We start from the raw sequence: 13628 nt of genomic DNA on the forward strand, positions 1-13628 counted from the left end.
CCACGCAGACGATGCGCCCGAGGCAACGCCTTGACCGCCAGCGCGATCAGGAACCCCAGCACCACCGGCAGCAGGAACGCATTCCCCACCTGCACGCCCACATTCAGCGACACCAGATCGGGCCACAGCGCCACCACAACCGCACCGGCGACAACGCAAACCGCATAGACGCCATAGAACCAGTGCGCCTCCATCGGGTGCATCTCCAGCGACCGCCGGTACCCGGTCACCTCACCCAGGCCCCACGCAAACGCCAGCGACACCACGATCGCCGCGACCATTCCCGCACCCAGCACCCCAACCCCGAACACCAGGTTGCCCATCGCCGTGCCCAGGAACGGAGTCAGCGCCTGCGCCATCTGCCCCACCGTGGCCAGCGTCGCATTCGGATCGCCCCGCCCGATCGTCGCGGCGCATGCGATCAGGACCGCCGCCATGATCAACTGGGTCAGCAGCGCCCCGATCGCCGTATCCCATCGCGCCGCCGCCAGATGCTCCGGCTGCAGCCGCTTATCGGCGATAGCCGACTGCTGGTAGAACACCATCCACGGCATGATGACCGCGCCGATATTCGCCGCTGCCAGATACAGGTATTGAGGATCGCGGTATGGGATATCCACCGCCCCGGCCAGTAGAGCCGCTCCATCGGGATGCGCCGCCCAGGCGACAAAGAAGAACGCCAGCTCGAACAGGCCCACGAAGATGGCGAACCGCTCCACCCGACGGTACGACCCGGTAAACACCACCGCCAGCAGCGCGACCGCCGCCACCGGCAGCGATGCATACCGGGGCAGCCCGTAGAGTTCCCCTACGCCCGCGACGCCGGCGAATTCCGTCAGCAATGCCCCCACGGTGGCGATGCCCAGGCCGATCGCCGACACCCACGCCCAGACCGGACCAAACGTGTCGCGGATCAGCTCGCCATGGCCGCGGCCGGTGAAGATCGCCAGGCGCACTGTCAGTTCCTGCACCATGTACAGGATCGGCACCAGGATCAGTTGCAGCAACAGCAGCCGATAGCCCCACTGCACGCCGCTCTGTCCCGCGGTGATGACGCTGCCGACATCGGTATCGGCCAGCATGACCACCAGGCCGGGGCCGAACACGGCCAGGAAACGACGCAAGCGGGATGCCGCGCGCATTGTCGTCTGAGGGCTCAATGACGTACCGGGCATTTGCGAACCATTCTCAACAAGGGCGAGCGGTGGCTACTGTCCCTTGCCGCCGGAGTCAAATCGCATTGCGTTACCGGCGTGTTTCGCGGACAAAGCCCCGCCGATTTGTATCTGGCCGATGATGGACCGCGCGATGCCCGAACTCTACCTGCACAACAGCCTGACCCGCCGCAAGGAGCGGTTCGAACCAGCCGATCCGGCCGATATCCGCATGTATGTCTGCGGCCCGACCGTCTATGACCTCGCGCATCTCGGCAACGCCCGCCCGGTCGTGGTCTACGACGTCGTCGCCCGCCTGCTGCGTCGGCTGTATCCACACGTCACATACGTCCGCAACATCACCGACGTGGACGACAAGATCAACACGCGAGCCCAGGAAAGCGGCGAGTCGATCGGCGCCATCACCGCCCGCACCACGGCCGACTTCCACGCCGACATGGCCGCTCTCGGCACCTTGCCGCCCGATCAGGAGCCGCGCGCCACCGCCCACATCGCCGAGATGATCATGATCATCCAGCGGCTGATCGCCTCCGGCCACGCCTACGCCGCTGAGGGGCACGTGCTGTTCGCCGTCGCCTCCGACGCCAGCTATGGGAAGCTGTCCGGCCGTTCCCAGGATGAACTGCTCGCCGGTGCGCGTGTCGAGGTGGCGCCGTACAAGCGGGACGCCGGGGATTTCGTGCTGTGGAAGCCCTCCGGCGACGATCTGCCCGGCTGGAACTCACCCTGGGGCCGAGGCCGCCCCGGCTGGCACATCGAGTGCTCCGCCATGTCCTGGAAATACCTCGGCGAAACCTTCGACATCCATGGCGGCGGCACCGACCTGATCTTTCCGCACCACGAAAACGAAATGGCGCAAAGCCTGTGCGCTTTCCCCGGCAGCCGTTTCGCCCGCTACTGGATCCACAATGGCATGCTGCAGGTGAACGGCGAGAAGATGTCGAAAAGCCTGGGCAATTTCTTCACCGTGCGCGAGGTTCTCGCGAAGGCGCCGGCCGAAGCCGTGCGCCTGCTGCTGTTACGGACGCACTACCGGTCGTTGCTGGATTTCTCCGATCAAGGGTTGGCAGAGGCGAAAAAGGAGCTCGATCGTTTCTATCGAGCACTGGAACACGCCCCCGACACTGCTGCGGGCGAGGTCCCGCCGGCGGTGCTGGAAGCGCTGTGCGACGACTTGAACACGCCGTTGGCGATTTCGGCGATGCATGGGCTGGCGGACGCGGCGATGACCGGCGACCAACAGGCCGCCGCTGGCCTGCGCGCTGCCGGCACCTTGCTGGGCCTGCTGCAACAGGCGCCCGACGCCTGGTTCCGCGGCGCAACGGACGACGCCGCCGAAATCGAGGCTGCCATCGCCGACCGCCTCGCCGCCCGCAAGGCGAGGGACTTCGCCCGAGCGGACGCGATTCGCGCGGAACTGGTTGCCAAGGGAATCGTGTTGGAGGATGGACCGAAGGGCACCACCTGGCGGCGCATCAACTGATGACAGGACGCGACGGCGGCGCCGATCTGCACCCGATCGGCAACAGTCCGGTGGTCATCCTGGTGCGTCCCCAGCTCGCCGACAATGTCGGTGCCTGCGCGCGTGCCATGGCCAATGGCGGTCTGTTCCACCTGAGGCTGGTCGCCCCGCGCGACGGCTGGCCGCAGGAAAAAGCGTGGCGCATGGCCTCCGGTGCCGACCGCATCCTCGACGCTGCGACGGTGCATCCGACGGTCGCCGACGCCGTCGCCGACCTGCACCATGTCTTCGCCACCTGTCCCCGCCCGCGCCACATCGTCAAGCCGGTCCTCACCGCCCGGGGCGCCGCCGCCGAACTCCGCGAAATCGCCACCCGAGACCTGCGCGCCGGCCTGCTGTTCGGCCCCGAACGCGCGGGCCTGGACAACGACGACATGGCCGAGGCCGACTCGCTGGTGCGCTTCCCGCTCAACCCGGCGTTCATGTCGCTCAACCTGGCGCAAGCCGTGATGGTAATGGCGTATGAGTGGTGGACCGCCGGCGACGGCACCCCGCCCCGCACGCTGATGACCAACGAAACGCAGGTGGCGACCAAAGGCCGGTTGGACAATTTCCTGACGCACCTGGTCGATCAGCTCGATGCCTGCGGCTTCCTGCGCAACCAGCCGAAGCGACCGGGGATGATCCGCAACCTCCGCCACCTCTTCCAGCGCGGCGAGGTCACCGACCAGGAACTGCGTACCCTGCACGGCGTGGTAACCGAACTCGCCATCGGCCGCCGTCAACGCGGCCGGCTGGAGACCGACGACAGCGCCTAACCCTACCCCCTCCGTCATGCTGACGAAGGTCAGCATCCACGCCTTCTCACAAATCTCCGCCGTACGACAGCGGCCCTACCGAGACGCCGCTCGGCTCCCCGCCGCCAACCCCCGCACCAGCACCAATCCCTGCTGCAACTGGAAATCCGTCGCCGGCTTGGTCGAGTCGAACTTCGGCCAATTCTCCGGCGGCAATTTCGGGATCTGCTGCGCCACCGCGGGCAGGTCAGCCGGCGGCGGTGCCGGGTTCACCTTCGGCGCGTCCGGCGTAGTCAGCGTGTGCCGCAGATCGGCTTCATGCTCCGGCGCGAAATGCGGCGCGGGATCGCGGGTCTGCTGGACCTCGACGTTCGGCGTGATGCCAACGCCCTGGATCGAGCGGCCCGACGGCGTGTAGTACCGAGCCGTCGTCAGCCGGATGGCGCCATAGCCCGGCAGCGGGAACAGCGTTTGCACCGATCCCTTGCCGAACGACTGCGTGCCCAGCACCAGCGCCCGCCGGTCGTCCTGCAACGCGCCCGCCACGATCTCCGCGGCCGACGCCGTGCCGTTATTCGTCAGCACCACAACCGGCAGATTGCCGGAAATATTGTCGCTCGCCTTCGCCGACCAGCTCTGGTTGTCGTCCGGATGCCGCCCGCGCGTGGAGACAATGCCGCCGCCATCCAGGAAATCGTTGGACACCGCGACCGCCTGATCCAGCAAGCCGCCAGGATCGTTCCGCAGATCCAGAATCAGGCCGCGCAGATGCCCGTTCGACTCCGCGCGCAGCGACCGCAGGGCCTTATGAACGCCGGTATCGGTCTGTTCGGTGAACTCACTGACGCGAATGACGCCGATATCCCCAACCAGCCGGCTCTTCACCGTCTCGATATGGATGATCTGGCGGGTCAGAGTCAGCACGATGGGCTTATCGATCCCCTCCCGCTTGACGATCAGGTGCAGGATGGTGTTCGGCGGCCCGCGCATCTCGGTCACCGCGTCATTCAGGCTGAGTCCCTCGACGGTCTTGCCGTTCACCGCGGTGATCAGGTCGCCCGGCTTCAACCCAGCCGCGGCGGCGGGCGTGTCGTCGATCGGGCTGACCACCTGCAGCAGGCCGCCGTTCTCGGTCACTTCCAGGCCGATGCCGCCAAACTGGCCCGAGGTCTCGGACTGCATGTCGTGCCACTGTGCCTCGGTCATGTAGGCACTGTGCGGATCGAGCCCGGTCAGCATGCCGTTCAGCGCATTGTCGATCAGCGTCTTGCTGGTCACCGGCTCGACATAATCCGCCTGCACGCGTTCCAGCACGTTGTTGAACAAGGTGAGCAACTTGTAGGTCGGCGCCGGGTCGGTCCCCTGCGCCGCCGCGGCGATGATCCCACCACCCGTCGCTGCGGCACAGCCGGCCGCGAAACTGGTTCCCACCAGCAAAGCGGCTCCGATACGCGTCATCTTCATCGAGCCACCTTGTCTGGTTGTTCAATCCATCAGATTAAATCGGGATGCGTCCCGTACTGCGCATGACGCCGGCGTTACATCGTCGTCATGGCCGCTCGGCACACCCCAGTATCGGGCGGTCAGTATGCGATTTCAATGCGGGCTGATACAACCGGTGATTATTCAAATGGAGGAGTGACTCAATGGATCTGGGATTGCAAGGCAAGAAAGCCATCGTCTGCGCCGCCAGCAAAGGCCTCGGCCGCGCCTGCGCCATCTCCCTCGCGCGTGAGGGTGTCGAGCTGGTCATCACCGCCCGCACCGCCGCGACGCTGGAGGAAACCGCCGCGGAAATCCGCCAGTTGACCGGCGCCAAGGTCACCGCCGTCGCCGGCGACATCACGTCGGAGGAGGGCAGGGCGGCCGCCCTGAAGGCCTGCCCGGCGCCGGACATCCTGGTGAACAACAACGGTGGCCCGCCGCGTGGCGACTTCCGCGAATGGGACCGCGACATGTGGATCAAGGCCGTCGACGCCAACATGCTGGCACCGATCTTCCTGATCAAAGCGGTGATCGACGGCATGATCGGCCGCAAGTTCGGCCGCATCGTCAACATCACCTCCGGATCCGTGAAGTCGCCGATTCCCGAACTGGGCATGAGCAACGGCGCCCGCGCCGGCCTGACCGGCTTCGTCGCCGGCCTCGCGCGCCAGGTGGCGAACCACAACGTCGTCATCAACAACATCCTGCCCGGCCCGTTCCTGACCGACCGCCTGCGCGGCGGCTTTCAGGAGGCCGCCCGCAAGACCAACCGTCCGGTCGATGAACTGGTGCAGGAACGGCTGTCCAAGACCCCCGCCGGCCGCGCCGGCGACCCCGCCGAGTTCGGCGACGCCTGTGCCTTCCTGTGCTCCGCCAAGATCAGCTTCATCGTCGGCCAGAACCTCCTGCTCGACGGCGGCGCGTTCAATTCGTCCAGCACATAGGACCACAAGCTCGCTCCGTGGATGGCTGGTCTGCCGGCCATCCACGCCCCCGAAGTGGCCGGATCAGGATTCGGAGTTAGGTTAGTATTTCGATACCGGCAGGACCGCCAACCCCCGTCATGCCGACGCAGGTCGGCATCCACGCCCCCGAAGTGGCCGGATCAGGATCCTGAGTTAGGTTAGTATTTCGATACCGGCAGGACCGCCAACCTCCGTGATGCCGACGCAGGTCGGCATCCATGCCTTTGTCGCTGAGCTGCACTGTAGGTCACGGATGGCCAGCCTCCCGCCTCGACGCCGGGCGGCTGGCCATCAATCGCCAAACGATCCCACGACGAACCCCTACGCCCCCGATGTCGCCCCCACCACCGCATCCGCCAGATCGTCCCGGCCATCCTGCCGCAGCCCCTCGACCACCCCCGAGATATCGGTTGCCGGCCGGTTCTGGCTCATCTTCACCTTGCCATCCAGCCGAACGATCGGCAGCGCAATCCCCACGATTCCCCGCAACATCCCCTGCACGAAATCCGCGGGCGCATCGGACACCGCCCAAGGCTGCGCACGCGGCGTCTCATTACGAACCGTCAGCCGGGTCACCACGTCCAGCAGCCGAACCGGATCGTCGAACACCTCCAGCGTCCCATACGCATGGACCGCGCTGTAATTCCAGGTCGGCACGACTTTCCCGTGCTCCCGCTTCGCCGCGTAATAAGACGGCGTGATGTAACCCTCCGGTCCCTGGAAAATCACCAGCGTCTGTACCCCCGGGTCAGCCACCCGAGCATGCGGATTGGCCTTCGCCAGATGCCCGATCAGGGTGCCATACGGCGCCGGATCGGGGGCCAGCATCAGCGGCGCATGACTGGCGATCATCCCATCCGCCGTCATCGACACCAGTGTCGCCAACCCGCTCCCACGAATGAACTCGTGCAGGACATCAAGCCGGTCTTCTTTGAAATGAGCGGGAACGTACACGACGGCGACCTTCGCGGAATCGTCATGGCCGAACGCGCTCGGCCATCTGCGCACCGTCGAGCGGGGGTGGATGGCCGAGACATGCCCGGCCATGACGGTAGCGCTGGAGTGCCTTAAAATCGGACGAAGGGGAAGGGTCTTTACTGCCCTATCCGATCAGTCCAATCCTACAGTGCGCCACCCCGCCGTCCCGCCATCGCCCCCAGCCGCAGCCGCAACGCGTTCAGCTTGATGAACCCCTGAGCATCGACCTGGTCATAAGCACCCTGGTCGTCCTCGAACGTCACCACCTTCATCGAGTGCAAACTGTTCGGGCTTTCCCGCCCGATGCACGACACATTGCCCTTGTACAGCTTCATCCGCACCCGCCCGGTGACGCTGTGCTGGCTGGTGTCGATCAGCGCCTGCAGCATCCGCCGCTCCGGGCTGAACCAGAAGCCGTTGTAGATCAGTTCGGCGTAGCGCGGCATCAGGCTGTCCTTCAGGTGCCCCGCCTCGCGATCCAGCGTGATGCTCTCGATCGACCGGTGCGCCGCCAGCAGGATCGTCCCACCCGGAGTCTCATACACCCCCCGAGACTTCATCCCGACAAACCGGTTCTCCACCAGGTCCAGCCGCCCGATCCCGTTCGCCTTCCCCAACTCGTTCAGCCGGGTCAGCAGCGCCGCCGGCGACAGCGCCACGCCGTCGATCGCCACCGGATCGCCGCCGACGAAATCCATCGAGATCACCGTCGCCTTATCCGGCGCATCCTCCGGCCGGATGGTGCGCTGATAGACGATCTCATCCGCCTCGATCGCCGGGTCTTCCAGGATTTTCCCCTCTGACGACGAATGCAGCATGTTCGCGTCGACGCTGAACGGCGCCTCGCCGCGCTTATCCTTGGAGATGGGGATCTGGTTCTTCTCGGCGAATTCCAGCAGCCTGGTCCGGCTGGTCAGCTCCCATTCCCGCCACGGCGCGATGATCTTGATGTCCGGCTTCAGTGCGTAATACGACAGCTCGAACCGCACCTGGTCATTGCCCTTGCCGGTCGCGCCATGGGCCACGGCGTCGGCACCGACCTGTTCGGCGATCTCGATCTGCCGCTGCGCGATCAGCGGCCGAGCGATCGACGTCCCCAACAGATACTGTCCCTCGTACACCGTGTTCGCTCGGAACATCGGGAACACGAAGTCCTTCACGAAGGTCTCGCGCAGGTCGTCGATGAAGATCTCCTTCACCCCGGCCATCTCGGCCTTCTTGCGCGCCGGCTCCAGTTCTTCGCCCTGGCCGAGGTCGGCGGTGAAGGTCACGACCTCACAGCCATAGGTCGTCTGCAGCCAGCGCAGGATCACGCTGGTGTCCAACCCGCCTGAATAGGCAAGAACGACCTTCTTCACATCCTTGACGGCCATGGCGCCTGAAATCTCCACATTTTCCGCGGCGGGAGTAGCGCCAGGGGCGGCCCGGGCGCAAGCCGTGAAGCGACAGACAATCCCGCATCCGCCGTCCGCCGGCGCCTTTTAAGCCGTTGTTAACGCCTTCCGGCGCCAGTCATCCGGCATGGGACCGCCTCGTGCACCCACGCATGGAGATATACGCCAATGACGCCTTTTTATCTTGGACGGAAGACGCCAATGGCGTATACAGCCCGTGACTGACGAACTGATGACGGTCGCCGAGACCGGCCCATTCATCCGTCAGGCCGCCAAATTGTGGACAGAGGACGACCGCAACGCCTTCGTGGATTTCATCGCCACCAACCCCGACGCCGGGGACGTCATTCCGGATACCGGTGGCCTGCGTAAAATTCGCTGGGGCCGGCCGAACACCGGCAAGGGTGGTGGCGTGCGGATCATCTACTTCTACCACGACGATTCGATGCCGCTGTATCTGCTGCTGATTTATGCGAAAGCCGAACGGGAAAACTGGACCGGGGACGAAAAGCGGCTGGCACGGACTCTGACCGAAGCCATCAAACAGACTTACCGGAGACACTAGGACCATGACCAAGTTCGGCGACGCGCTGATCGACAGCCTGGGCGACGCCCTCGCTCATGCGCGCGGCCAGGCCTCCGGCGTGCGCGTTCACACCGTCGAGGTGCCCGATGTCAGAGCCATCCGCGGCAAGCTGCGCATGTCGCAACTCGCGTTCGCGGAAACCTACCGGATTCCGCTGCCGACGCTGAAAAACTGGGAGCAAGGCCGTCGCCACCCGGACGCACCCGCCGCCGCCTACCTGCTGGCCATCTCGCGGCTGCCGGCCGAAGTGGGTGCCGCCCTGGCGCACGATTCCCGATCCACCATTGCCAGCCCCACCTCCCGCACAACATGATCCCACCAAACCAAGGGATCGACCGGCCTCCATGCCTATACGAGCAGTCTGCTTCGATGTCGGGGAAACCCTGATCGACGAAACCCGCCACTGGATCGAATGGGCCGCCTTCCTCGGTGTCCCGGCCATGACCCTGTTCACCGCCATCGGCGTGACCATGGAACGCGGCCAGTCGCTCCGCCGCGTGTTCGAGATCTTCAAACCCGGCATGGACCCCGGCACCGCCCGCAAGCTGCGCGCCGCACAGGGCTGGGTCTACGATTTCACCCCGCAGGACCTCTACCCCGACGCGATCCCCTGCCTGACCGTCCTGCGCGAACGCGGCTACAAGGTCCTCATCGCCGGCAACCAGCCGCTGGAAGCCGAGGCTGCCCTGGCCCGCCTCGACCTGCCCGCCGACTTGATCGCCAGCTCCGCCGGCTGGTGCGTATCCAAGCCCGACCCGAAATTCTTCGCCAAGGTGATCGAGGCCGCCGGTGTCCCCGCCGCCGAGATCGCCTATGTCGGCGACCGCCTGGACAACGACGTGCTGCCCAGCCGCGCTGCCGGCATGACGGCGGTGTTCGTTCGCCGCGGCCCCTGGGGTTGGATGCACGCCGAAAAACCCGAGATCGAGCAGGCCCACATCCGCCTCGACAGCCTGCTCGACCTGCCCGACCGGCTCGCCGCCCTATGACCGGCTTCGACCCCGCCGCCCACGACTGGCGCCCCTTGCGCGGCGCCGCGATGCCCGGCGGCCTGGGCATCCCCTGGGCGAAAAAACATGGCGACCAGTGGCTTTACGGCCTGCTCACCGGCCCCGAACACGCCAACCCCGCCGGGGTCATCCATGGCGGCGTGCTGATGGCCTTCGCCGACCACGGCCTAAGCTTCCTGGCCTGGGAAGCCGCCGACCGCGGGCCGTGCACCACCATCCAGCTCAACACCCATTTCCTCGATGCCATCCAACCAGGCGAATTCCTCGAACTGCGTGGCGAGGTCACCCGCCGGACCCGCGGCCTCGTCTTCGTCCGAGGCGTGATCGGCGCCCGCGACGAACACAACATACGTGATGCCGGCGCGGTCGATGGGATCTGGCGCGTATTGCGGCCGCGCTGACCTTTCGCGGCCCCGCAGGACCGCCTATCTGCTGAACCATAACGACATCGCCAGCCAGAAAGGACGCCCATGGACATCGATCCCGGCCCCAAAAGCAAACGGGGCGCTCTGACATTGGCGATCGACGTCGGCGGAACACGGCTGAAGGCCGGCCTGCTCAACCAGCGCGGTGAGATGGTGGCAGGCCCCAACCGAGTGAACACGCCGGAGCATCCCGCCCCCCAGATCGTCCTGGACGCACTGGTCGATCTGGCCACCCCGCTGGGCGATTTCGACCGGATCTCCGTCGGCTTCCCCGGCGTCGTCCGCCACGGCCAAGTGCTGACCGCGCCCAACCTCGGCACGCCGGAATGGCGCCACTTCCCCCTCGCATCCTCGCTGACCGACAAACTCGGCAAGCCCACTCGCATGCTGAACGACGCCGAGGTCCAAGGGCTGGGCGTCGTCTCCGGCAAGGGGCTGGAGTGCGTGATCACCCTGGGCACCGGCATGGGCTTCGCACTGTTCCAGGACGGCCACCCGGCGCCGCATCTGGAACTCAGCCAGCACCCCATCCACAAGGGCAAGACCTACGACCAGTTCATCGGCGCCGCGGCCTACAAGGATGTCGGGCACAAACGCTGGAACCGCCGCCTGCGCCGCGTCCTGGCCAACATCACCACATTGGTCAGCTTCGACACGCTGTACATCGGCGGCGGCGACGCCAAGCAGGTGGACCTGGAGCTGCCATCCAACGTCCACCTGGTCGACAACACCGCCGGCATCACCGGCGGCGTCAAACTATGGGACAAAACCCTGGATTCAATGTTCGCCACCGCCGGCTAGATCAGCCCCCGAACCCTACACACCCGTCATGCTGACGAAGGTCAGCATTCACGCCTCATGCACGGCCCCCCCGGTCCTACAACCGTCAGGCCAGACACACCCCACCACACCCGTCATTTCCACCCCATCATTCCATCTGGCGCCCCGCCAACAAACCCCGTAATGCTCCCCGCAAGGAGAGCGACTAAGATCCGTGGACTACGTCTTTCACTTCGGCGACATCTGGGCCGCTCGGGATGAGTTGATTAGCGGCACGCTGCTGACGCTGCGCCTGTCCGCCCTGTCCATGATCTTCAGCCTGATCGTCGCGGTCGCCGGCGCCTTCGCCCGCACCTCCGGCCCCGCGTGGCTGCGCGCCATCGTCGCCGCCTATGTCGAACTGATCCGCAACACCCCGTTCCTGGTGCAGATCTTCCTCATCTTCTTCGGCCTGCCCACCCTCGGTCTCCGCCTCGACGCCAACACCGGCGCCCTGATCGCGTTGGTGCTGAACGGCAGTGCCTACACGATCGAGATCGTCCGAGCCGGCATCGAATCCATCAGCCACGGCCAGACCGAGGCCGCCTACGCCCTCGGCCTAAACCGCTATCGCACCTTCCGCCTGATCATCCTGCCGCAAGCCCTGCGCGTGGTCGTCCCGCCCCTCGGCAGCCAGTTCATCCTGCTGATGCTCAATTCATCCATCTGCTCCGTCATCTCCGCCGACGAACTGACCGCCGCCACCCAGGACATCCAGTCGCGCACGTTCCGCCCGTTCGAGGCCTTCATCGTCGCCACCGGGATCTACCTCTGTCTGTCGCTGCTGTTCTCCACCGCCTTCGCGACGATCGAGCGCCTCGCGTTCGGCGGCCCGCGGGAGGGACGCCGATGAGGGACATCAACCTAGGCGACTACGAATTCCTGCTGCTGGCAACGCGCTGGACCATCCTGCTGTCGGTCTATGCCGCGATCGGTGGCGGCATCGTCGGCTTGGCGATCGCGCTGATGCGCACCTCCACCAGCGCCACCCTGCGCTGGATCGCCACCGGCTACATCCGCGTCTTCCAGGGCACCCCGCTACTCCTGCAACTCTTCCTCGTCTTCTTCGGCGGCGACATGCTGGGCATCCCGCTTGGTGCCTGGACCTCGGCGATCCTCGGCTTCAGCCTCAACGCCGGCGCCTTCCTGGGTGAAATCTGGCGTGGCGCCATCCAGGCCGTCCCCAACGGCCAGGTCGAGGCCGCCAAGGCGCTCGGCCTCCACTTCGTCCCGCGCATGCTACGAGTCGTCCTGCCCCAGGCCCTGCGCGTCGCCATCCCGCCCACTGTCGGTTTCCTGGTGAACCTGATCAAAAGCACCTCGCTCGCCGCCATCATCGGCTTCGTCGAACTCACCCGAGCGGGGCAGATGCTCAACAACGCCACGTTCCGCCCGTTCTTCATCTTCGGCATCGTTTCAGTGATTTATTTCGCGCTGTGCTGGCCGTTGACGATCACCAGTCGCCGCCTCGAACAGCGGCTGGCCGCGACTTCGAAACGTTGAGAGGACATCCAACATGAAATGGCTAACCCGAACGCTGGCGGCCGTGCTGCTGCTGGCAGGCGCCGCGACCCTGCGCCCCGCGTCCGCCCAGACGGTCGACGAAATCCTGAGCAAAGGCTCCATCAACATCGGCGTGCTGGTCGATCTGCCGCCGTATGGCATTTTGAACGACAAGCAGGAACCCGACGGCTTCGACATTGATGTCGCCAAGCTGATGGGCACCTATCTCGGGGTGAAGGTGAACCTGGTGCCGCTGACCAGCCCCAACCGGATTCCGTTCCTGCTCACCAACAAGGTCGACCTGATCGTCGCCACCCTGGGCATCACCCCGGAACGCGCCAAGCAGGTCATGTTCTCCATTCCCTACAGCGCCATCGAGAACGTCATCTTCGCCGGCAAGGACAAGAAGATCGCCAACATCGAGGATCTGAAGGGCCTGCGCGTCGGCGTTCCCCGCGGCACGGTGCAGGACGTGATCCTGGCCAAGACCCTAGGCTCCGCGGTGAAGATCGCCCGCTTCGACGACGATCCCAGCACCTACCAGGCGCTGCTGACCGGCCAGGTCGATGCCATCGCCGAGACCGGCCTGACCGGCGACCAGTTCTATTCCAAGCACCCCGAAGCCAACATCGAGCGCAAATTCACCCTGCTGCAGCAGCCGAACGGCATCACCATGCGCAAGGACCAGTTCAACCTGCACCAGTGGGTGAACACGTTCGTCTACTTCACCAAGGTCAACGGCGAACTGAATGCGCTCTACGAGAAGTGGTTCCACAAGCCGCTGCCGAACCTGCCTGTGTTCTGATACCGCGCGCCGTTGATACCGACTCTTATACCAGCGACCGTTGACGTTGCCCTTCGACCATTGCCGAGCAACCGTCATGGCAGGCGAAGGCCTGCTATCCACGCCTTTGTTCTCGCTGGCGAAAGGCATGGATGCCGATCTGCATCGGCATGAGTGCGTCCGTGAGGGCGCTTTGTCAGCACGGTGCGAGTCCGTGCCTGGGATGGTCGCAATCCCAGAAATCA

At 65.4% G+C, this 13628-nt stretch carries 15 protein-coding genes; 11 read left to right on the forward strand and 4 right to left on the reverse strand.

What is annotated here, in order from left to right; translation table 11 throughout:
* Window positions 1-1142, reverse strand: a 1142-nt coding sequence (locus GSQ89_RS03720; RefSeq protein ID WP_254073063.1) for an NRAMP family divalent metal transporter, incomplete at its 3' end; no start/stop codon positions are given.
* A 166-nt stretch (window positions 1143-1308) separates the two neighbouring features.
* On the opposite strand from GSQ89_RS03720, the gene cysS reads away from it, so the two are divergent.
* Both cysS and GSQ89_RS03730 read left to right on the forward strand, forming a co-directional pair.
* Window positions 1309-2658 (forward strand): cysteine--tRNA ligase, encoded by a 1350-nt coding sequence (cysS, locus tag GSQ89_RS03725; RefSeq protein ID WP_158922145.1) that lies wholly within the window; start codon window positions 1309-1311, stop codon window positions 2656-2658.
* Window positions 2658-3455 carry an RNA methyltransferase gene (locus GSQ89_RS03730; RefSeq protein ID WP_158922147.1) on the forward strand — a complete coding sequence of 266 codons (798 nt, stop codon included), beginning with the start codon at window positions 2658-2660 and terminating at the stop codon, window positions 3453-3455. Before cysS ends, GSQ89_RS03730 begins: the two co-directional genes overlap by 1 nt.
* 75 nt (window positions 3456-3530) lie before the next feature.
* Here GSQ89_RS03730 and GSQ89_RS03735 read toward each other — a convergent pair whose 3' ends face one another.
* Window positions 3531-4892 carry a S41 family peptidase gene (locus GSQ89_RS03735; RefSeq protein ID WP_254073064.1) on the reverse strand — a complete coding sequence of 454 codons (1362 nt, stop codon included), beginning with the start codon at window positions 4890-4892 and terminating at the stop codon, window positions 3531-3533.
* Between the two features lie 188 nt (window positions 4893-5080).
* Between GSQ89_RS03735 and GSQ89_RS03740 the strand changes: the two genes are divergently transcribed.
* Window positions 5081-5863, forward strand: a complete 783-nt coding sequence (locus GSQ89_RS03740) for an SDR family oxidoreductase (protein ID WP_158922151.1) — start codon at window positions 5081-5083, stop codon at window positions 5861-5863.
* Between the two features lie 342 nt (window positions 5864-6205).
* Here GSQ89_RS03740 and GSQ89_RS03745 read toward each other — a convergent pair whose 3' ends face one another.
* Both GSQ89_RS03745 and GSQ89_RS03750 read right to left on the reverse strand, forming a co-directional pair.
* Complete coding sequence (locus GSQ89_RS03745) at window positions 6206-6838, reverse strand: FMN-binding negative transcriptional regulator (protein ID WP_216855996.1); 633 nt, start codon at window positions 6836-6838, stop codon at window positions 6206-6208.
* Between the two features lie 167 nt (window positions 6839-7005).
* Complete coding sequence (locus GSQ89_RS03750; protein WP_158922155.1) at window positions 7006-8235, reverse strand: argininosuccinate synthase; 1230 nt, start codon at window positions 8233-8235, stop codon at window positions 7006-7008.
* Between the two features lie 238 nt (window positions 8236-8473).
* On the opposite strand from GSQ89_RS03750, the gene GSQ89_RS03755 reads away from it, so the two are divergent.
* The 8 genes from GSQ89_RS03755 (at window position 8474) to GSQ89_RS03790 (ending at window position 13404) form a co-directional block, all read left to right on the forward strand.
* Window positions 8474-8821, forward strand: a complete 348-nt coding sequence (locus tag GSQ89_RS03755; RefSeq protein ID WP_254073065.1) for an addiction module toxin RelE — start codon at window positions 8474-8476, stop codon at window positions 8819-8821.
* A 4-nt stretch (window positions 8822-8825) separates the two neighbouring features.
* The gene (locus tag GSQ89_RS03760) at window positions 8826-9155 is read left to right on the forward strand and encodes a DNA-binding transcriptional regulator (RefSeq protein ID WP_158922157.1); all 330 of its coding nucleotides are present in this window, start codon (window positions 8826-8828) and stop codon (window positions 9153-9155) included.
* Between the two features lie 31 nt (window positions 9156-9186).
* Window positions 9187-9831, forward strand: a complete 645-nt coding sequence (locus GSQ89_RS03765; RefSeq protein WP_158922159.1) for an HAD family hydrolase — start codon at window positions 9187-9189, stop codon at window positions 9829-9831.
* On the forward strand, window positions 9828-10253 hold the full coding sequence (locus GSQ89_RS03770; protein WP_158922161.1) for a PaaI family thioesterase: 426 nt from the start codon (window positions 9828-9830) through the stop codon (window positions 10251-10253). The genes GSQ89_RS03765 and GSQ89_RS03770 overlap by 4 nt, the downstream gene beginning before the upstream one ends.
* Before the next feature lie 69 nt (window positions 10254-10322).
* On the forward strand, window positions 10323-11078 hold the full coding sequence (locus tag GSQ89_RS03775) for an ROK family protein (RefSeq protein ID WP_158922163.1): 756 nt from the start codon (window positions 10323-10325) through the stop codon (window positions 11076-11078).
* Between the two features lie 193 nt (window positions 11079-11271).
* Window positions 11272-11949, forward strand: a complete 678-nt coding sequence (locus GSQ89_RS03780) for an amino acid ABC transporter permease (protein WP_158922165.1) — start codon at window positions 11272-11274, stop codon at window positions 11947-11949.
* A complete protein-coding gene (locus GSQ89_RS03785) occupies window positions 11946-12599 on the forward strand; it encodes an amino acid ABC transporter permease (protein WP_158922167.1) in 654 nt (217 codons plus the stop codon). Before GSQ89_RS03780 ends, GSQ89_RS03785 begins: the two co-directional genes overlap by 4 nt.
* Window positions 12600-12612: 13 nt before the next feature.
* Window positions 12613-13404 (forward strand): transporter substrate-binding domain-containing protein, encoded by a 792-nt coding sequence (locus GSQ89_RS03790; RefSeq protein ID WP_158922169.1) that lies wholly within the window; start codon window positions 12613-12615, stop codon window positions 13402-13404.
* The last annotated feature ends 224 nt before the right edge of the window (window positions 13405-13628 follow it).

This window comes from Acidisphaera sp. S103 (assembly GCF_009765975.1).
GTDB lineage: Bacteria > Pseudomonadota > Alphaproteobacteria > Acetobacterales > Acetobacteraceae > Rhodopila.